Below are 19,296 nucleotides of genomic sequence, written 5' to 3'. Positions count from 1 at the left end.
GGCCGGATTTCACGCCTAGCCGGGGGCCGAATGATCGACCTGTTCCACCACCCGTTGCGGCTGCATGCCGATCCCTCGCGCGTGGTGGTCCGTCCGTTCCACATTGCCTGGCAAGCGGTGAACGGCATGCCGAGCCGTACCGAGCGTCTGGTCAAGGGCGTGCTCGGCCTGTCGAACGCGGAAACCCGCTCGCAGCTCGAGCTGGTGCTCAAGGATTTCGAGGCGCGCCACTGGCAGACGCGGCGCGTGTTCATGACCCGCTATGACGAGATCGAGGCGCAGCTCGGCCTCGACGGTGGCGAGATCGGCGACGAGAAGCGCCAGCTGATCGGCGCCTATTTCTGCCACGAATACAGCTATGCCGCCGCGGCGCTGATGAACCCCAGCGCGGTACCGCATTACGACCAGAGCGGGATGCCGCCGGGCAGCATGCGTATCCTGATGTCGCTGCGCGCTGTCGGCGAGGGGCACATCTCGTCGGTGGCGTTCCGCGAGGGCATCATCACCGACAAGCAGGAACTGACGCTGGCGCCCGAGCCGCCCTTCTGCACCGCCGCCGACGCGATCGGCGACGAGCTCGAGGCGCCCGAGGGCATTGTCACCGTCTATCGCCACCGTGATTCGACGCTGTCGGGAACGTTGCTGTTCCCGATCACCAAGGCGCAGTCGAACGGGCTGGAGGACATGCGCCTCACGCATTTCACGCACGACGACGGTAGCGAGGAATGGCTCGGTACCTACACCGCCTATAACGGCTCTGTGATCCAGTCGGAGATGCTGCGCACGCGCGACTGGCGTGAGTTCGATCTGGTGCCGATGACCGGTAGCGCGGCGCGCAACAAGGGCATGGGGCTGTTCCCGCGCAAGGTAAACGGCAAGTATATGATGATCGGGCGGCAGGACGGCGAGAACATCTTCCTGATCGAATCCGACACGCTGACGCATTGGGACGAGGGCGTGAAGCTGATCACGCCCAAATTCCCGTGGGAGCTGGTGCAGATGGGCAATTGCGGCCCGCCGATCGAACTCGACGAGGGCTGGCTGATGCTGACGCACGGGGTCGGGGCGATGCGCAAATATTCGATCGGCGCGGCACTGCTCGACAAGAACGATCCGTCGAAGGTGATCGGCCGCACGCCCGAGCCGATCCTGGCCGCGGCGAGCGAGGACCGCGAGGGCTATGTCCCCAATGTTGTCTATTCGTGCGGCGCGCTGCGGCACGGGGACAATGTGTTTATCCCCTATGGCGTGGCGGACAGCTCCGTGGCGTTCGCGTTCGTGTCGATCAAGTCGCTGCTGGATGTGATGTAGGCCGGGGTGACGGATTGGGGGTGGGCGGTAGCGTTTACCCCTTGAACAATCCGCCCAAAATCCCGCGCACGATCCCGCCGACCATGCTCGCGCCGACACCGCTCTTCTTGCCGAAGATCGCCTTCGACACTTCGCCTGCGACGGCACGACCCGCCGCTGACGAAGCGGATCGGGTCGCGCCCTTGATCGCCTGGTTCCACGGGCTGGCTGCCGCCTCGCGCTCGGCCTGGCGCTGCGCCTGTGCCTCCAGCCGCGCCTGACGGTCGGACTCGCGCTGCGCGGCGAGGCGCTGGCGTTCGGCTTCCTTGGCGAGCCGGGCTTCCTCCTTGGCCTGCGTCGCCGCGGCCTTCTCGGCCTCGGTCGCGGCCTTGGCTTCGGCGGCGGCGGCGGCGGCTTCGCCGGCCTTGGCGTTGAGCAGTTCCTCGGCGGATTCGCGGTCGAGCAAAGTGTCGTATTTCGAGCCGACCGCGTCGGTCTCGATCAGCACCTTGCGCTCCTCCGGCGAGACCGGGCCGACGCGCGAACAGGGCGGCTTGATCAATGTACGCTCGACCGGCGAGGGCGAGCCGTCGGCTTGCAGGATCGACACCAGCGCCTCACCGACCTTCAATTCGGTGATCGCGGTCTCGACATTGACGCCGGGATTGGCGCGGAAGGTTTCTGCGGCGGACTTGATCGCCTTCTGCTCGCGCGGGGTGAAGGCGCGCAGCGCGTGCTGGACGCGGTTGCCGAGCTGGCCGGCGACATCCTCGGGAATGTCGATCGGGTTCTGCGTCACGAAATAGACGCCGACGCCCTTCGAGCGGATCAGCCGGACGACCTGTTCGACCTTGTCGAGCAAAGCCTTGGGCGCTTCCTCGAACAGCAGATGCGCCTCGTCGAAGAAGAAGACGAGCTTGGGCTTGTCGGGGTCGCCGATCTCGGGGAGCGTCTCGAACAGTTCGGACAGCAGCCACAGCAGGAAGGTCGCGTAGAGCTGCGGTGAGGCCATCAGCTTGTCGGCGGCGAGCACGTTGACGATGCCGCGGCCATTTTCGTCGGTCTGGATGAAATCGTGGATGTCGAGCGCGGGCTCGCCGAAGAAATGCGTGCCGCCCTGGCTGCGCAGCTGGAGCAATTGCCGCTGGATCGCGCCGACGCTGGTCTTGGCGACATTGCCGTAGCGCGCGGTCAGTTCGTCGGCGCGCTCGCTGCAATGCGCGAGCATCGCCTGAAGGTCGTCGAGATCGAGCAGCAGCAGGCCATCGTCGTCGGCGACCTGAAAGGCGATCGCCAGCACGCCCTCCTGCACGTCGTTGAGGCCGAGCAGGCGGGCGAGGAGGAGCGGGCCCATCTCCGAGACGGTGGTGCGGATCGGATGGCCCTGTTCGCCGAACAGGTCCCAGAATTGCACCGGGGCGGCTGCGTATTTCCACTCGCTGTCGCCGACCTCGGCTGCGCGGGCGGCGAAGATGTCGTGCATCTTGGCGGTCGGCGAGCCGGGCATGCCGAGGCCTGACAGGTCGCCTTTCACATCGGCCGCGAACACCGGCACGCCCGCGCGGCTGAAGCTTTCGGCGAGACCCTGAAGCGTCACCGTCTTACCGGTGCCGGTCGCGCCCGCGATCAGCCCGTGGCGGTTGGCGCGCTTGAGCACCAGGGCCTGCCGCTGCCCGCCGCCAAGGCCGATGAAGAGGTCCGTCTCGCCCGTCATGCTACGCTCCTGCAACTCAGGACCGCAGCATAACGGGCGATACGTCTATGTCAGCGCAAAATCAGTGGGCATTACTGGGCCAGATCGACCGCAACATAGCCGCCGACGCCGCCGCGGCGCAGCACGTAGAGCACGACCTGCTCCGCGCGCGAGCGCTTGGCGTTCGCCACCGCGGCGTTGAATTCGGCCGGGGTGGTCACCGGCACGCGATCAACCGAGGCGATCACGAAGCCGCGTGCGATCTGCTTGGCCGCAGCGTCGCTCGACGGATCGACGCCGATGACGACCACGCCCTTGGTCGCCGGATCGACACCGATGGTGCGGGCGATCTGCGGGGTCAGCGCGGCGACGCTGATGCCGACCGACGCGGCCGGCGCGCCCTGCTCCTGACCGCCCGGCGCGCCCTCTTCGGCGTCCGGATCGAAGCCGGCGATCTGATCCTCCGGCGGCCGCGTGCCCATCGTCAGCTGCACCGTCAGCGGCTTGCCGTCGCGGATCAGCTCCACCGGCACACGCTGACCCGGGCGCAGGTTGGCGGCGAGGTAGGACAAGGTCTGGTCCGGCGTCACATCCCTGCCGTCGATGCGGACGATGATGTCGCCCTGCTTGATCCCGGCCTTGCCTGCGGCCTCGCCGGGCTCGACGCGCGAAATCAGCTCGCCGCGGCCCTTGGGCACGCCGAACGAGCGCGCGAGATCGTCGGTCAGCGGCTGGATGCCCACGCCGAGATAGCCGCGCTGCACCGCGGTGCCCTTCATCAGCGTGTCGATGATCGGCTTGGCCTCGGTCGAGGGAATCGCGAGGCCGATGCCGACATTGCCGCCGGTGGGCGAGAGGATCTGCGAGTTGATCCCGATGACGTTGCCGTTCAGGTCGAACAGCGGGCCGCCCGAATTACCACGGTTGATCGAGGCGTCGGTCTGGATGAAGCGATCGAACGCACCACCCTGGCCGGTCACGCGGTGCAGCGCCGAGATGATGCCGGCGGTCACCGAGCCGCCAAGGCCGAACGGGTTGCCGATCGCGACCACCCAGTCGCCGACGCGCGAGCGGTCCGAATCGCCGAGCCGCACGAACGGCAGGTTCGCACCCTCGATCTTCAGCACGGCGAGGTCGGAGGCGACGTCGCGGCCGATCAGCTTCGCCGTATATTCGCGGCGGTCCGACAGGATCACCTTGATCGATTCGACCACCGCGCCGCGCTGGCCGGCCGAGATGACGTGATTGTTGGTGACGACATAGCCATCAGCAGAGATGATGAAGCCCGAACCCAATGATTCGGCCTGGCGTGTCACCGGGCGGCCGCCTTGCTGGCCCTGCTGCCCGCCGAACAGGTCACCGAACGGCGTGCCCGCGAACGGGTTGCTCGACACCTGCACGCGCTGTGTGGTGGAGATGTTGACGACCGCCGGCTGAAGCTTGGCGACCATGTCGGCAAAGCTCATCGGCGCGCCGCCGCGGGGCGCCGCGGCCTGGATCGCGCCCGGCTCGTTCTGGGCGGTCTGTGCATCGGCGGGGTTCTGCAGCACGAGTGCGGCGCTCGCACCGCCGACCAGCAGCGCGGAGGTGATCGCATAGGCGTAACGCACGGGGGTTTTTCCTTTGGTCATGGAACCTTTGCCGGAAGGAGGATCGAGTTTCAGTGTATTACTCACCTAGAGTAGCTGAACGGCGATTGAATATGAACGAAGCGACAGGCTGCTTGTATCCAGTCAAAAACTAACGGCTTTTTCCGCGGAATTCGCGCAGATAGTCATTGTCCGGCGACAGGATGATCGACGTGTCGCCCTGCTTCTGGCTGGGATCGCCGATGAAGGTCGTGCGGTACGACTGCATCGCGCGCCAGAAGTCGTAGAATTGCGCATCCTTGTTGAAGCTGGTCGCATAGATTTGCGCGGCGCGGGCGTCGGCTTCGGCGCGGATGATCTGCGCGTCCTTCTGGCCGTTGGCGCGGATCGTGGTCGCTTCCTGCTGACGCGCGGTCGCCATCCGGTCGAGCGCCGATTGCAGCGGGCTGCCGTCGGGCAGGTCGGCATGCTTGATGCGAACATCGACAATCTGCACGCCATATTGGCTGGCGTAGCGCTGCAAACCCGACTGGATATTCTCCATCACTGCAGATCGCTCGGGGCTGAGCAGCGAGGCGAAGGAGCGCTTGCCGAGTTCGGCCCGCAAAGCCGAGCCGAACAGCGGGCGCAACTGCTCGGCGACCCGCGTCTCGGTGCCCGCGGTCACCACCATCTTGAGCGGATCGACCACGCGGAAGCGCGCAAAGGCGTCGACCTCGAGCCGCAACTGGTCGGTCGAGAGCACCGGCTGGTTCTCCAGATCGATGTCGAGCACGCGCTTGTCGACCCACACGATGCGCTGGATGAAGGGCACCTTGGCGATCAGACCGGCGCCGGTGGTGCGGCCGAACTGCTCGCCGCGTTGCCACTGGTTGATCGTCTTCACCGGCTGTTCGAGCTGCAGGATCACCGCCTGCTTGGTCTCGGGCACGATCGAGACCGTGTTGAGCAGCAGGAACAGCACCAGCAATGCGAGCCCGCCGAACAGGACGGGGCGGGAGATCACGCCGTTCATTGCCCGCCTCCCTGCGGCGGGGCAGGCTGGGCCTGAGTCTGCGGTTGAGCGGGCGCCTGCGGATTGCCGCGCGCGACCGGCAGCGGCAGGTAGGATGTCACGCCGGGCGTCTCCACGATCGTCTTGTTCGATTTGGCCAGCACCGCCTCCATCGTCTCGTAATAGATACGGCGGCGGGTGACGTCGGGGGCGAGCTTGTACTGTTCGTAAATCTTGTCGAACTGTGCGGCCTCGCCCTGCGCCAGCGCGATGATCTGCTGGGCATAGGCCTGCGCCTGGTTGCGCGCGGCCTGCGCGCCCTGCTGCGCGGCGGTGACCTGCTTGAACGCCTCGTCCACCGCGCTCGGCGCCGACGCGTTGCGGATCGCGACGCTCTGGATGCGGATGCCCGAATTATATTCGTCGAGGATTTCCTGAGTCGCCTGCTGCACCTGCGCCTCGATCACCGTGCGGCCCGGGCCGATCGCCTGGTTGAGCGTGACGCCGGCCACCGCGGCGCGCATCGCGCTTTCAGCCGTGGCGCGGACGGTCTGCTCGGGATTGGCGATCTGGAACACGAAATCCTCGGGGTTCGCGATGTCCCAGCGCACCGAATAAGCGAGGTCGACGATGTTCTGATCCTGGGTGAGCATCAGATTCTCGCCCGCCGCCGCCGGAAATTCCTCGGTACGGATCGCTTGCACGTCGATCTTCTTCACGCTGGCGATCGGGGCGGGCAGGGTGAAGCGCACGCCGGGCTCCATCGTGCTCGAATATTTGCCGAAAAAGGCGACGACGCCGCGCTGCTCGGGCGCGATCACATGGAAGCTGGTGAAGGCGATCCAGATCAGCGCCAGAATAGCGAGGCCGGCGATGATGACCGGCTTGCCCGGCATCCCGCCGGGCAGACCGCCGCCGAACCCGCCGCCACCGCCGCCCTTGCGGGCGCGCTTGAGGAAATCGTCGAGGCTGGTCACCGAGCCCTTGCCGCCGCGGCGGCCCTCGGGCGGGAATGCCCACGGGTTACGTGGGCCGCCATTGCCGCCCTTATCGCCATCGTTGCCGCCCTTGTCGCTGCCGCCTTTATCGCCGCCGCCCCAAGGACCCTTGTTCTCGTTCCACAGCACGCTCCCCAGTCCGGGAAGGCGCGCGATCCAGCCATTCAGTCTCGCCATATCCGTCTTTATAGGGGCCGCGCGGCGGATTTACAGTGGCGTGGCGCGAAACCTGCCCTATCTGGCCCGCCATGACCGATAAAGCTGCGATCGAAGCCCTGCTCGCCCCCATTGCCGCCGGCCGCGCCAGCGTTCGTGTGGACGGCAGCCGTGCCAGCATCATTCTCGACGTCACCGGCCTTCCGCCCGCCGCGCAGGACGCGCTGGAGGCGGATATCCGCGCGGCCTCGCTTCCCGGCATCGACGAGGTCCGCATCGCGCGCACCGCGCAGCGGATCGAGCGCAAGCTGATCGCGGTGGCGAGCGGCAAGGGCGGGGTGGGCAAGTCGACCGTTTCGGCGAACCTCGCCATCGCGCTGGCGCGAGCGGGGCGGCGCGTCGGGCTGGTCGATGCCGACATCTACGGCCCGTCGCAGCCCAAGCTGATGGGGATCGAGGGCAAGCGCCCCGAGGCGCATGACAGCAAGCTCGTGCCGCTGGCGACGGCTTATGGCGTGCCGCTGCTGTCGATGGGCGGGCTGGTCGAGCCGGGGCAGGCGATCGCCTGGCGCGGGCCGATGGCGGCGGGTGCGCTGGGGCAGCTGGTCGATGCAAACTGGGGCGCGGCGGAGACGCTCGTGCTCGATCTGCCGCCCGGCACCGGCGATGTGCAGCTGACGATGATCCAGAAGCATCGCCCGGCCGGTGCCGTGATTGTCTCGACGCCGCAGGACCTCGCGCTGATCGATGCGACGCGCGCGATCGACCTGTTCACCAAGGCCGGCATTCCGATCATCGGCGTGATCGAGAATATGGCGGGCTATGCCTGCCCGCATTGCGGCGAGGTGTCGGACCCGTTCGGGCAGGGCGGCGCGCAGGCGGCGGCGGGCGTTCTGGGCGTGCCGTTCCTCGGCCGGATCGCGCTCGACATCGCGATCCGCACCGCGTCCGACGCGGGCACGCCGCCGGCCGCGGGGAACGGGCCGGAGGGCGCGGCGTTCATTGAGATCGGGCGCCAGGTAGACGAGTGGCTGCGCGCGAACGGAGGTTGATGATGCCGCTGACGCGCGGAGAGGATATCAAGGCGCTGCTCGAAGGCGCGCGGACGATCGCGCTGGTCGGCGCGTCAGACCGGCCGGATCGGCCGAGCTATGGCGTGATGCGGTTTCTTCAGGACCATGGCTATCGCGTGATCCCGGTCAATCCGCAGATCACCGGCGAGCATGTCCATGGCGAGTTCGTCTTCCGTGACCTGAGCCAGATCGGCGAGCCGATCGACATCGTCGATATCTTCCGCCGGCCGCAGGCTGCGGGCGAGGCGGTGGATGAGGCGATCGCGGTCGGCGCGAAAGCGGTGTGGATGCAGCTTGGCGTAATCAACGCGGAGGCCGCCGCGCGCGCCGAGGCCGCCGGGCTCACGGTCGTGATGGACCGCTGCCCGGCGATCGATATTCCGCGGTTGGGTGTGGCGCCGATCGCGAATTAGGCTTGAGTACGGTTTAACCCGCGCTCAACGTCAGCGCGCCGTCGCCTTCGCCGACCTTCACCACCGCGCCATCCTTCACGTCGCCGCGCAGGATCGCGTCGGCCAGCGGGTCCTGCAGATAGCGCTGCACCGCGCGCTTCAACGGCCGTGCGCCGTACACCGGATCATAGCCGACACGCCCCAGCCAGTCGCGCGCCTCGGGCGTCAGTTCCAGCCGGATCTTGCGGTCGGCCAGCAGCTTGCCCAGCCGCGCGACCTGAATGTCGACGATCGGCGCCATCTCGTCGCGGCCGAGCCGGTGGAACAGCACGATCTCGTCGAGCCGGTTGAGGAACTCGGGCCGGAAATGGCCTCGCACGATCTCCATCACCTGCGGCTCGACGGCGGACACATCCTGCCCGTCCTCCAGCTGGGTGAGGAACTGGCTGCCGAGGTTCGAGGTCAACACGATGATCGTGTTGGTGAAGTCCACCGTGCGGCCCTGCCCATCGGTCAGCCGCCCGTCGTCGAGCACCTGCAACAGGATGTTGAAGACGTCGCCATGCGCCTTTTCGACCTCGTCGAACAGCACGACCTGATAGGGCCGCCGCCGCACCGCCTCGGTCAGCACGCCGCCTTCCTCATAGCCGACATAGCCCGGCGGCGCGCCGATCAGGCGGGCGACCGAGTGCTTCTCCATGAACTCGCTCATGTCGATCCGCACCATCGCGGCATCGTCGTCGAACAGGAATCCGGCGAGCGCCTTGGTCAGCTCGGTCTTGCCGACGCCGGTGGGGCCGAGGAACAGGAACGAGCCCAGCGGCCGGTTGGGGTCCTGCAAGCCCGCGCGCGAACGCCGCACCGCGGTCGCCACGGCCTTCACCGCCGCCTGCTGGCCGATCACCCGCTTGCCGATCGCGCCTTCCATGTTGAGCAATTTCTCGCGCTCGCCTTCGAGCATGCGGTCGACCGGAATGCCGGTCCAGCGGCTGACCACCCCGGCGATATCGTCGGCGGTGACTTCCTCGCGCAGCATCGCCGGGCCGGACGCGGCTTGCGCTTCCTCGAGCTGCTTGGTCAGCGAAGGGATGGTGCCGTAATTGAGTTCGGCCATCTTCGCGAGGTCGCCCGCGCGCTGCGCCTGCTCGAGCTCGAGCCGGGCATGGTCGAGCTGTTCCTTGATCTTGGCCTCGCCCGCGATCTTGTCCTTTTCGGCCTGCCAGCGCTGGGTCAGCTCGGCCGACTGCTGCTGGAGGTTGGCGAGTTCGGCTTCGAGCGTGGCCAGCCGGTCCTTCGACGCCTGATCCGTCTCCTTGCGCAGCGCCTCGCGCTCGATCTGGAGCTGCATGATGCGGCGGTCGAGATTTTCGATTTCCTCAGGCTTGCTCTCCACCTCCATGCGGATGCGGCTCGCCGCCTCGTCCATCAGGTCGATCGCCTTGTCGGGCAGGAAGCGGTCGGAAATATAACGGTTCGACAGCGTCGCCGCCGATACCAACGCGCCGTCGGTGATCCGCACGCCATGGTGCAGCTCGTACCGGTCCTTGAGCCCGCGCAGGATCGAGATCGTGTCCTCGACCGTCGGCTCGCCGACGAACACCGGCTGGAAGCGCCGCTGCAACGCCGGGTCCTTCTCGACATGCTTGCGATATTCGTCGAGCGTCGTCGCGCCGATGCAGTGCAGCTCGCCGCGCGCCAAAGCGGGCTTCAGCAAATTGCCCGCGTCCATCGCACCTTCGCTTTTGCCCGCGCCGATCAGCGTGTGCATCTCGTCGATGAACAGGATGATATGGCCCTCAGCGCCCTTCACCTCGTCGAGCACGCCTTTGAGCCGCTCTTCGAATTCACCACGATATTTCGCGCCTGCGATCAGGCTGCCCATGTCGAGCGACATCAGCGCGCGGTCCTTGAGCGTGTCGGGCACGTCGCCATTGGCGATGCGCAGCGCGAGGCCCTCGGCGATGGCGGTCTTGCCGACGCCGGGGTCGCCGATCAGCACGGGGTTGTTCTTGGTGCGCCGCGCGAGGATCTGGATCGTGCGGCGGATCTCCTCGTCGCGGCCAATGACGGGATCGAGCTTGCCGGCCCTTGCCGCCTCGGTCAGGTCGCGCGCGAATTTCTTGAGCGCGTCGTAGCGGTCCTCGGCGCCAGCGGTGTCGGCAGTGCGCCCGCCGCGCAGTTGATTGATTGCGGCGTTGATCGCCTCGGCCTTGACCCCCGCCGCCGCCAGCGCGCGACCGGCATTGCTGGTGCTCGCCAGCGTCAGCGCCAGCAGCAGCCGCTCGACCGTGACGAAGCTGTCGCCTGATTTGGTCGCGATCTGCTCGGCCGAATCGAGCAGGCGCACGCTGTCATTGTCGAGCCCCGGCGCCTGCTGTGCGCCGCCGCCAGAGACGGCGGGAATCTTGGCGAGCACGGCATCGGTCTCGGCCAGCGCCCGTTTGGCGTCGCCGCCCGCGGCCTGAATCAGCCCGCTCGCCATGCCCTGCTCATCTTCGAGCAAGGCCTTGAGCAGATGCTCGGGCGCGATCCGCTGGTGGCTCAGCCGGATCGCGACGGTCTGTGCCGACTGGAGGAAGCCCTTGGCGCGGTCGGTGAATTTCTCGAGGTTCATGACTGTCCCTGTAATTCGTTGGCAGGGAGATAGTGTTGCATATTGGCAACACAAGGGCCTCCATAAGATTGAGGCTATTTGCCCTTCGGCTTGGACGCGGCGGGCGCCGGCGCCTTGGGTGCGCCCTTGGCAAAGGTCTCGCCGAAGAAATTGCCCGCATACCAGCGCGGCGCCTCCGCCGCGTCGGCGATCTCGCGCGCGATCAGATAGTTGATCCGCGCGAATTTCGCCCCGGCCTTCCAGTCGAAGTCCTGGCTGAGGTCGTCGCTCGGCTTGTGGTAGCGGTTCTTGAGGAAGCTCATGAACTTGTCGCGGCCCTCGCCGGCAAAGCCGGTCGCGAGCATGATCGAGGGCACACCCTCGACCACGAAGCTGTAATGGTCCGATCGCGTGAACACGCCCTCCTCGGGCATCGGATCGGGCGACACCTTGACCCCGGCGCTCGCCAGCGCGCGGTCGGCGATCGGCCCCAGCGTCGAATGCTCGCCGCCGAACGCGATCACGTCGGTGAAGTCATAGGTCAGCACCGGCATGTCGAGATTGACCACGCCGACCAGCCGGTCGCCCTTGGGCATCGGTGCATGCTTGGCGAGATATTGCGAACCGAGCAGGCCGTCCTCCTCCGCCGTCACCGCCGCGAAGACGACGGTCCGCTTCGGCCGCTTGCCGACCTCGGTAAACGCTCGCGCGACTTCCAGCATCGTCGCAATGCCGGCGGCATTGTCCATCGCGCCGTTATAGAGCTTGTCGCCCTCACGCTTGGAATCGATCCCGTCATGGTCGAGATGCGCGGTGAGCAGCACGACCTCGTGCTTCAGGACGGGGTCGGAGCCGGGAATCAGGCCGATCACATTGGAGCTGTCCATCCGCTCGGCGACGCTGTGCCGCTCCAGTCGCACCGCCGGCTTGAGCGCGAAGCCGCGCGGCATCGCGCCCTTTTTCGACGCGGCATCGAGCACGGTTTTCAGGGATGCGCGCGATCCGGCGAACAGCGCTTCCGCCGCGGCGCCATTGACCTGCGCGCCGATCCGCGCGCCGGGCGCGGAGGACCAGGGCTTGCCGTCCGGCCCGATCCACACATAGCGCGACATCTTCGCATAGCCTTGCACGCGCGACCATGGCGTCTTCGCCAGCGCGGCGCGCGTGGGTATTGTGATCGTCGCGATCGCGCCGCGCCGCTCGGCCATCTTGATCTTCTGGCCGCTCAGATGCGCGGCGATCTCGCTCGGCGTGCCGCGCTCGGGCAGGCCCGACAGCATCACCGCCACCTTGCCGCGCACATCGAGTCCCGAATAATCGTCATAGCCATGGCCGGGCGCGTCGAGCCCATAGCCGACGAAGACCGCACCGGCTTCGATCATCTGGTCGAGCTCGCGCGCATTGCCCAGCATTGCCACGTCCCCGCCATTGGCGAACACTTTGCCGCCGACGGTCAGCGTCGCCGGGGCGCCGTCCCTGAGCCGGGCGCGGGCGAAGCCGATCGGCTGGTACCAGCCCCTGGTCCCGCCCGGGATCAGCCCGAGCCCTTCGAAACGCGACGCGACATACAGTGCGGCGAGGTCATAGCCGCGCGTGCCCGCATCGCGCCCTTCGAGCAGATCGTCGGCGAGGAACTCGACATCAGCGCGGACTCGGTCGGGCGAGAAGTCAGGCTCGGCATCGCGGGCGGAAAGCGGTGTCGCAGCCGCGAGCAATAGCCCCGCGGCGATCATCAAACGCATCGGTCAAATCCCCTATGAACCCGTCAGCCTAGCGCTTGACGGTCATGTGACAAGTCCGTTGCATGCGTGACCATCCGACCTATGCTGTTTCGGTCGTAACCAGTCCGGAATCAGCCCCTCCCATGAAATTCACCTTTGCCAGCCTGACCGCGCTCGCGGTCGCGCTCGCCGCGCCCGCCTTTGCCCAGACGGCGCCCGTGCCGGTCGCCGATCTCGTCAAGCGGGTCGATATTCCCTATGAGGAGTTCCGCCTCGCCAACGGCCTGCGCGTCATCGTCCACACCGACCGCAAGGCGCCAATCGTCGGCGTCGCCGTGTGGTATGACGTCGGGTCTAAGCACGAGCCGAAGGGCAAGACCGGCTTCGCGCATCTGTTCGAGCATCTGATGTTCAACGGCAGCGAAAACTCGCCCGGCGAGTTTTTCGAGCCGCTCAAGGAAGTTGGCGCGACCGACTATAACGGCACCACCAATGCCGACCGCACCAACTACTTCCAGACCGTGCCGCGCGCCGCGCTGGAGCGCGCGCTGTTTCTCGAGAGCGACCGCATGGGCTATCTGCTCGGCGCGGTGACGCAAGCCAAGCTCGACGAGCAGCGCGGCGTGGTCCAGAACGAGAAGCGCCAGGGCGACAATCAGCCCTATGGCCTGCTGCGCTACAAGCTGACCGAGGGGCTGTTTCCGGAAGGTCATCCCTATCGCCACTCGACGATCGGCTCGATGGCCGATCTCGACGCCGCCAGTCTCGAAGACGTCAAGAACTGGTTCCGCCAATATTACGGCCCAAACAATGCCGTGCTGGTGCTCGCCGGCGATATCGACGCCGCAGCCGCCAGGCCGCTGGTCGAGAAATATTTCGGTGCGATCAAAAAGGGACCGCAGACCGTCGCGCCCAAGGTGACGGTGCCGACGCTCGCTGCTGCGAAGGCGGAGGTGATGAAGGACCGGGTGGCGGTCACGCGGCTTTACCGCATGTGGGCGGTGCCCGGCATGGGCGATGCGGACTCGACCGTGCTCGACGCCTCGATGGGTGTGCTCGGCGGGCTCGCCAGCTCGCGGCTCGACAATGCGCTGGTGCGCAAGGAGAAGCTGGCGGTCAGCGTCGGCGCGTTCAACCAGAGCCTCGCTCAGGCCGGCATGCTGGTGCTGAGCGTCGATGTCCGCCCCGACGTCGATCCGGTGGTGGCGGGCAAGCGGCTCGACGAAATCGTCGCCGATTATCTGAAGAACGGCCCGACGCAGGACGAGCTGGAGCGCTACAAGACGCGCACGGCAGCCTCGCGTATCCGCGGGCTCGAATCGGTCGGCGGCTTCGGTGGCAAGGCGGTGACGCTGGCTTCGGGCGCGCTCTACATGAACGATCCGGGCTTCTATAAGAAGGACCTCGCCCGCCTCGCCGCGGTGACGCCGGCCCAGGCGCTCACCGTCACCGCCAAATGGCTGTCGCGCCCGGTCTATTCGCTGACGATCGAGCCCGGCCAGCGCGCCGCTTATGCCGAGGCGGCCGCCGCCGTAAAGAAGCCGGCTGCCGAGGATACGCCGGTCAAGGGCACGCGCGGCGCGTTGCCCGCCGTGGCTGAGGTCAAGGATATCGACTTCCCGGCCGTCACCCGCACGCGGCTCAGCAACGGCATCGAACTGGTCTATGCCCAGCGTGACGCGGTGCCGGTGACTCAGGCGGTGATCAGCTTCGACGCCGGCATCGCGTCCGACGTGCCCACCGCGCTCGGCACCGAGGGCATGGCGCTATCGCTGATGGAGGAAGGGACCAGGACCCGCGATTCGATCGCCATCGCCGAGGCGCAGGAACGGCTCGGCGCCGGAGTCGGCACCGGCAGCAGCGCCGACCGCGCCTATGTCTCGATGCAGACGCCGAGCCCCAATCTCGCCGGCTCGCTCGAACTGATGGCCGACATCACCCGCAACCCGGCCTTCGCGCCGGCCGATTTGGAGCGCGTGCGCGGCCAGGTGCTGGCGCAGATCGCGCAGGTGAAGTCCAACCCCACCGGCCTCGCGCTGATGGCGATGCCGCCTTTGCTCTACGGCAAGGAGTCGCCCTATGCGAAGACCGCCGCGATCGGCGGCGACGAGGCGGCGGTGAAGCGGCTGACGCGCGACGACCTGTCGGCTTACTACAAGGCGTGGATCCGGCCTGAAAAGGCGAAGATCTTCGTCGTGTCGGATCGCCCGTTGGCGGAAATCAAGGCCGCGTTCGAAGGCCGCTTCGGCGACTGGAAGGGTGAGGGGGCTGCCGGGACGAAGGCGTTCGCCGCAAAGGCCACGCAGGCGGCGCCCAAGATCCTGCTGATCGACCGCCCGGATTCGCCGCAGTCGATCATCTATGCCGCGCAGATGACCCCGGTCGATCCGTTCGCCGATCCGGTCGCGCTCGGCACCGCCAGCGAAGTGCTCGGCGGCGACTTCCTGTCGCGGCTCAACATGGACCTGCGCGAGGCGAAGAGCTGGTCCTATGGCGTGCGCGGCGGCATCAGCCGGATGGAGCATGCGGTGCCGTTCACGATCACCGCGCCGGTGCAGGCGGACAAGACCGGCCCCGCCATCGAGGCGATCCGGCTGCAGGTGCGCGACTATCTGTCCAGCCGCGGCGTGACCCGGACCGAGTTTGACCGCTCGACCGTCAGCGCGATCCGCAAGATGTCGGGCCAGTATGAGACGGCGGGCGCGGTGCTCGGCGCGATGCAGTCGAACGACTTCATGCGCCGTCCCGACGACTGGCAGGACGGGCTCGCGAAAAAATATCGTGCGCTGACGACCGGGCAGGTTGACGCTGCGGCACGCGGGGCGATCGACCCGAACCGCTTCATCTGGGTGGTGGTCGGCGACGCGTCGAAGGTGCGGCCGCAGCTTGACAGTCTCGGCCTGCCTGTCGAGGTGGTGCCGGCAGCGCCTGCCGCGGGCGCCGCGAAGACCGCAGCGAACTGATCCGGGAGAGACGAAGATGGCGAATGTCGATGGCAGCTGGGATACCGTCGCGCACACCCCGATGGGCGACCAGCAGGCGACGCTGACCGTGACCAGCGCGGGCGACAGCTTCACCGGCACCTATTCGGGTGCGCTCGGCACCACCGAGATCCAGAATGGCAAGGTCGACGGCGACAAGCTGCTCTGGTCGCTCGACATCACCGTGCCGATGCCGATGACGCTGACCTGTGAGGCGACTGTCGACGGCGACAGCATCAAGGGCACCGTCACGGCGGGCGCGTTCGGCAGCTTCCCGCTGGAGGGCAAGCGCGCCTGAACATAGCATCAGGTGTATGAACAGGCCCGCGTCCGGCGACGGAAGCGGGCCTTTTCGTTGCTACCGCGCCGGGTTGTCCAGCTCCAGCCGCCGGTCGATCGCCTCGACCACCACGCGTGTCTGCGCCGGCTTCATGATCACCGGCAAGTCGGGATGAATCCGCGCCAGCGCCTCGGGCAGGCCGGTGCCGGTATAGATCACGAACGGCGTGCCCTTCTCGATCAGTGCGAGCGCCAGCTGGGTGATGTCACAATCCTCGAGATTGGCGTCGAGGATCGCGGCGGCGGGCGAGTCGCTGTCGGCCAGCGACAGCCCTTCCTGCACGGTGGGCACTGGCCCGCACACCACGCCGCCCTGTCCCTCGACCATTGCGGCGAGGTCGAACGCGACGAGCGGCTCGTCCTCAACGATCAGGATGGTCCGGCCGTTCAGCATCGCGCATCCTTTGGCTCAGCCGGAGAAATTCACGGCAAATCACACTCTTGCACGAACCATGTTGATCGAGGTTAGTTCCTCCGATTGTCGAATTTGCAGGCACTTATCGGACGAACTTGCGTCGTAGCGCTGAAGGATCTGCGCCTCTCGAGCGCGAAAGCAACGCCCGTCCTATCGCCGGACGCGCGTCACATGCCCCATCTTGCGGCCCGGCCGCGCCTCGTGCTTGCCATAGAGGTGGAGATGCGCGCCATTCTCGGCCAGCAGCGCGCGCCACGCATCGGCCTCGTCGCCGATCAGATTTTCCATCTCGGCTGAAATGCCGGTGAGCGCCGTCGATCCCAGCGGCAGGCCGAGCACGGCGCGGACATGGTTCTCGAACTGCGAGGTTGCCGCGCCCTCGATCGTCCAATGCCCGCTGTTGTGGACGCGCGGCGCCATCTCGTTGAACACCGGGCCGTCGGGCGTGGCAAAGAACTCGCAGGTCAGCAGCCCGACATGGCCGAGCTTGTCGGCCAGCTTCGTCGCGAGCGCGGTGGCGGCCTCGGCCTGTGCGGCAATTGTTTCGGGTGCCGGCACGCTGGACCGCGCAAGGATGCCGTCGCGATGCTCGTTGTGTGGGGGCGGATAGGCGACGCTCGTGCTGTCCCCGCCGCGCACCAGCAGGATCGAGAATTCGTGCGTGAAGGACACCATGCCCTCCAGCACGCACTCGCGTCCGCCGACCGTTGCCCACGCCGCTTCGGCCTCGTCGGGGGACTTCAGCCGGACCTGCCCCTTGCCGTCATAGCCTTCGGTCGCAGTCTTGAGGATCGCCGGCGTGCCGATCCCGGCCAGCGCGGCATCGAGTTCGGCGCGGGTGGTGACATGCCGCCACGGCGCCGGCCGTCCGCCGCATGCCTCGGCGAGGCGCTTTTCCTTCGCGCGGTGTGCCGCGGTTTCGAGCGAAGCCCGCCCCGGTGCAACGGGCGCATGCGCCGCTACCGCGTCGATCGCGGCGACATCGATATTCTCGAACTCGTAGGTGACCGCCGCGCAGCCCCTGGCGAACTCGCCCAGCGCCGCCGCATCGTGATAAGCGCCGCGCGTGAACGCCGCCGCGACGTCGCATGCCGGACCACTCTCGGGCGCATAGATATGACAGCGATAGCCCAGTTGCGCCGCCGCGACGGCGAGCATCCGGCCGAGCTGGCCGCTGCCAAGAATGCCGAGAGTGCTGCCGGGCGGAATCATTCCGGCTCGTTCGCCACGCTTTCGGTCTGCCGCGCGCGCCATGCCTTTAGCCGCCCGGTCAGCGCGTCGTCGCAGGTGGCGAGGATCGCCGCGGCGAGCAGGCCGGCATTGGTCGCGCCGGCCTTGCCGATCGCCAGCGTGCCGACGGGAATACCGCCGGGCATCTGTACGATCGAAAGCAGGCTGTCCTGTCCCTTGAGCGCCTTGGACTCGACCGGCACGCCGAGCACCGGCAGATGCGTCATCGACGCCGCCATCCCGGGCAGATGCGCCGCGCCGCCGGCGCCGGCGATGATGACCTTGAGACCGCGATCCGCCGCGCCGGTGGCATAATCGTACAGACGCTGTGGCGTGCGGTGCGCGGAGACGACCCGGGTCTCGTGCGCTACGCCCAGCTCGGCGAGTATGTCGGCGGCGCAGCGCATCGTCTCCCAGTCGGAGGTGCTACCCATGATGATGCCGACCAGAGGTGCGTCCGCCATTTTGCTGTCCCGATCCCGCGGAAGTAGCGTCCCCTAAAGAGCGGCGGGCCGCGCATCAAGCGCAGCAAGGCTTTTGACCGCAAAAGCCGGGAAGCGGGACGCGCGCGAACCGCCTATATCCACGCCATGACCGATGCGATTTCAGACGAGGAAGCCTGGGCAGCGTTCGAGCGCCGCGACCGCGCCTATGACGGGCGCGTGATCGCCGGCGTGCTGACCACCGGCATCTATTGCAAGCCGAGCTGCCCGGCGCGGCACCCGAAGCGCGAAAATGTCGTGTTCTTCCCTGATGCTGACAGCGCCCGTGCGACCGGTCTGCGCGCCTGCCTGCGCTGCAAGCCCGGCGAGATCGGCCGCGAGCGGATCGCGGTGGCGAAGGCCGTGGCGATGCTCGAAGGGGCCGAAGCGCCTGTGACGCTCGATGAGCTGGCCGCGCAGGTCGGCTATGCGCCGCATCATTTCCAGCGGCTGTTCAAGCGTGCCACGGGGGTGACGCCCGCCGCCTATGCCCGCGGCCTGCGCGCCACACGGGCCGCAGCCGCCCTGACCGAGGAGAGCAATGTGACCGATGCGATCTACGAGGCGGGCTATTCAGCGCCCAGCCGCTTCTATGAGACGAGCAACGCCCGGCTCGGCATGACGCCCAGCGCGTGGCGCAATGGCGGGGCAGGGGTGACGATCCGCTGGACGGTGGCCGACACCAGCCTCGGCGCGCTGCTGATCGCGGCGACCGACAAGGGGCTGTGCCGTGTCGCGTTCGACGAGGACAGTCTGAGCCTCGCCCAGCGCTTCCCCTGCGCCGAGATCGTGCCCGGCGGGGCAGCGCTGGCCGAGCTGGCGGCGCAGGTCGTGGCCGAGGTCGAGCAGCCCGGCCGTCACACCGACCTCCCGCTCGACGTGCGCGGCACCGCGTTTCAGGAGGCGGTGTGGCAGGCGCTGCGCTCGATCCCTCCGGGCGAGACGCGGACCTACACTCAGCTCGCCATCGCCGCGGGCAATCCGCGCGCGGTGCGCGCGGCGGGTACGGCGTGCGGCGCCAATCAGGTCGCGATCGCTATCCCCTGCCACCGCGCCCAGCGCAGCGACGGGACGATGGGCGGCTATGCCTATGGTGTCGACCGCAAGGTGGTGCTGCGCAAGCGCGAGGGCGTGGAGGACTAGGGTCTGAACTCACTTGGAACGAGGTCGGGACGGAGCGGAATTTGGTGTTGGGCTAGGAGCAAGGAAGGAGCGATGCGGCGCATCGTGACCGACGCGCGACGACGCCCGGCGCCAAATTCCGCCCGCCGCTGCGCGGTCGTGTCTGGAAGGCCGCCGAGCTGCGTCGCTTGCTTGCGCGTAGCTCTGCTACGCGGCTGCGCTGCGCTC

The 19,296-nt window shown here is 67.4% G+C and carries 15 protein-coding genes; 6 read left to right on the top strand and 9 right to left on the bottom strand.

Features of this window, described 5'->3' with window-relative positions:
* The first annotated feature begins 30 nt into the window (after window positions 1-30).
* Window positions 31-1,311, top strand: coding sequence for a glycoside hydrolase family 130 protein (locus M9978_RS04465; RefSeq protein ID WP_254291697.1), 1,281 nt, complete (start codon window positions 31-33; stop codon window positions 1,309-1,311).
* Between the two features lie 34 nt (window positions 1,312-1,345).
* Here M9978_RS04465 and M9978_RS04460 read toward each other — a convergent pair whose 3' ends face one another.
* The 4 genes from M9978_RS04460 to hflK form a co-directional block, all read right to left on the bottom strand.
* On the bottom strand, window positions 1,346-3,004 hold the full coding sequence (locus M9978_RS04460; RefSeq protein ID WP_254291695.1) for a helicase HerA-like domain-containing protein: 1,659 nt from the start codon (window positions 3,002-3,004) through the stop codon (window positions 1,346-1,348).
* Between the two features lie 71 nt (window positions 3,005-3,075).
* Window positions 3,076-4,593, bottom strand: a complete 1,518-nt coding sequence (locus M9978_RS04455; protein WP_254291693.1) for a Do family serine endopeptidase — start codon at window positions 4,591-4,593, stop codon at window positions 3,076-3,078.
* A 130-nt stretch (window positions 4,594-4,723) separates the two neighbouring features.
* Complete coding sequence (gene hflC, locus M9978_RS04450; RefSeq protein WP_254291691.1) at window positions 4,724-5,587, bottom strand: protease modulator HflC; 864 nt, start codon at window positions 5,585-5,587, stop codon at window positions 4,724-4,726.
* The gene (gene hflK / locus M9978_RS04445; protein WP_254291690.1) at window positions 5,584-6,741 is read right to left on the bottom strand and encodes a protease modulator HflK; all 1,158 of its coding nucleotides are present in this window, start codon (window positions 6,739-6,741) and stop codon (window positions 5,584-5,586) included. The genes hflC and hflK overlap by 4 nt, the downstream gene beginning before the upstream one ends.
* A 71-nt stretch (window positions 6,742-6,812) precedes the next feature.
* On the opposite strand from hflK, the gene M9978_RS04440 reads away from it, so the two are divergent.
* Window positions 6,813-7,772 carry an Mrp/NBP35 family ATP-binding protein gene (locus tag M9978_RS04440; protein WP_254291689.1) on the top strand — a complete coding sequence of 320 codons (960 nt, stop codon included), beginning with the start codon at window positions 6,813-6,815 and terminating at the stop codon, window positions 7,770-7,772.
* 2 nt (window positions 7,773-7,774) lie between these two features.
* Window positions 7,775-8,206 (top strand): CoA-binding protein, encoded by a 432-nt coding sequence (locus M9978_RS04435; RefSeq protein ID WP_254291687.1) that lies wholly within the window; start codon window positions 7,775-7,777, stop codon window positions 8,204-8,206.
* Between the two features lie 13 nt (window positions 8,207-8,219).
* Here the strand turns inward: M9978_RS04435 and clpB are convergent, their stop codons facing one another.
* Window positions 8,220-10,799 (bottom strand): ATP-dependent chaperone ClpB, encoded by a 2,580-nt coding sequence (gene clpB / locus M9978_RS04430; RefSeq protein ID WP_254291685.1) that lies wholly within the window; start codon window positions 10,797-10,799, stop codon window positions 8,220-8,222.
* Between the two features lie 74 nt (window positions 10,800-10,873).
* Window positions 10,874-12,520 (bottom strand): M28 family metallopeptidase, encoded by a 1,647-nt coding sequence (locus tag M9978_RS04425; protein WP_254291683.1) that lies wholly within the window; start codon window positions 12,518-12,520, stop codon window positions 10,874-10,876.
* A gap of 122 nt (window positions 12,521-12,642) precedes the next feature.
* Between M9978_RS04425 and M9978_RS04420 the strand changes: the two genes are divergently transcribed.
* Together M9978_RS04420 and M9978_RS04415 are read left to right on the top strand one after the other, a co-directional pair.
* Complete coding sequence (locus M9978_RS04420) at window positions 12,643-15,462, top strand: M16 family metallopeptidase (protein ID WP_254291682.1); 2,820 nt, start codon at window positions 12,643-12,645, stop codon at window positions 15,460-15,462.
* 16 nt (window positions 15,463-15,478) lie between these two features.
* Window positions 15,479-15,778 carry a hypothetical protein gene (locus M9978_RS04415; RefSeq protein ID WP_254291681.1) on the top strand — a complete coding sequence of 100 codons (300 nt, stop codon included), beginning with the start codon at window positions 15,479-15,481 and terminating at the stop codon, window positions 15,776-15,778.
* 60 nt (window positions 15,779-15,838) lie between these two features.
* Here M9978_RS04415 and M9978_RS04410 read toward each other — a convergent pair whose 3' ends face one another.
* The 3 genes from M9978_RS04410 to purE form a co-directional block, all read right to left on the bottom strand.
* The gene (locus tag M9978_RS04410; protein WP_254291680.1) at window positions 15,839-16,213 is read right to left on the bottom strand and encodes a response regulator; all 375 of its coding nucleotides are present in this window, start codon (window positions 16,211-16,213) and stop codon (window positions 15,839-15,841) included.
* A gap of 171 nt (window positions 16,214-16,384) precedes the next feature.
* Window positions 16,385-17,446 (bottom strand): 5-(carboxyamino)imidazole ribonucleotide synthase, encoded by a 1,062-nt coding sequence (locus M9978_RS04405; RefSeq protein WP_254291678.1) that lies wholly within the window; start codon window positions 17,444-17,446, stop codon window positions 16,385-16,387.
* Window positions 17,443-17,928, bottom strand: coding sequence for a 5-(carboxyamino)imidazole ribonucleotide mutase (gene purE, locus M9978_RS04400; protein WP_254291675.1), 486 nt, complete (start codon window positions 17,926-17,928; stop codon window positions 17,443-17,445). The genes M9978_RS04405 and purE overlap by 4 nt, the downstream gene beginning before the upstream one ends.
* A gap of 126 nt (window positions 17,929-18,054) precedes the next feature.
* On the opposite strand from purE, the gene ada reads away from it, so the two are divergent.
* On the top strand, window positions 18,055-19,089 hold the full coding sequence (gene ada / locus M9978_RS04395; protein ID WP_254291674.1) for a bifunctional DNA-binding transcriptional regulator/O6-methylguanine-DNA methyltransferase Ada: 1,035 nt from the start codon (window positions 18,055-18,057) through the stop codon (window positions 19,087-19,089).
* Window positions 19,090-19,296: the final 207 nt, after the last annotated feature.

This window comes from Sphingomonas tagetis (assembly GCF_024211275.1).
GTDB lineage: Bacteria > Pseudomonadota > Alphaproteobacteria > Sphingomonadales > Sphingomonadaceae > Sphingomonas > Sphingomonas tagetis.
The sequence above is the reverse complement of the archived record's forward strand: the minus strand, read 5'-3'. Positions and strand labels throughout refer to the sequence as shown.

Coding starts and splice junctions, on each gene's coding strand:
- M9978_RS04465 (WP_254291697.1), top strand. CDS start 31: ATGATCGACCTGTTCCACCACCCGTTGCGGCTGCATGCCGATCCCTCG.
- M9978_RS04460 (WP_254291695.1), bottom strand. CDS start 3,004: ATGACGGGCGAGACGGACCTCTTCATCGGCCTTGGCGGCGGGCAGCGG.
- hflC (WP_254291691.1), bottom strand. CDS start 5,587: ATGAACGGCGTGATCTCCCGCCCCGTCCTGTTCGGCGGGCTCGCATTG.
- hflK (WP_254291690.1), bottom strand. CDS start 6,741: ATGGCGAGACTGAATGGCTGGATCGCGCGCCTTCCCGGACTGGGGAGC.
- M9978_RS04440 (WP_254291689.1), top strand. CDS start 6,813: ATGACCGATAAAGCTGCGATCGAAGCCCTGCTCGCCCCCATTGCCGCC.
- M9978_RS04435 (WP_254291687.1), top strand. CDS start 7,775: ATGCCGCTGACGCGCGGAGAGGATATCAAGGCGCTGCTCGAAGGCGCG.
- clpB (WP_254291685.1), bottom strand. CDS start 10,799: ATGAACCTCGAGAAATTCACCGACCGCGCCAAGGGCTTCCTCCAGTCG.
- M9978_RS04425 (WP_254291683.1), bottom strand. CDS start 12,520: ATGCGTTTGATGATCGCCGCGGGGCTATTGCTCGCGGCTGCGACACCG.
- M9978_RS04420 (WP_254291682.1), top strand. CDS start 12,643: ATGAAATTCACCTTTGCCAGCCTGACCGCGCTCGCGGTCGCGCTCGCC.
- M9978_RS04415 (WP_254291681.1), top strand. CDS start 15,479: ATGGCGAATGTCGATGGCAGCTGGGATACCGTCGCGCACACCCCGATG.
- M9978_RS04410 (WP_254291680.1), bottom strand. CDS start 16,213: ATGCTGAACGGCCGGACCATCCTGATCGTTGAGGACGAGCCGCTCGTC.
- M9978_RS04405 (WP_254291678.1), bottom strand. CDS start 17,446: ATGATTCCGCCCGGCAGCACTCTCGGCATTCTTGGCAGCGGCCAGCTC.
- purE (WP_254291675.1), bottom strand. CDS start 17,928: ATGGCGGACGCACCTCTGGTCGGCATCATCATGGGTAGCACCTCCGAC.
- ada (WP_254291674.1), top strand. CDS start 18,055: ATGACCGATGCGATTTCAGACGAGGAAGCCTGGGCAGCGTTCGAGCGC.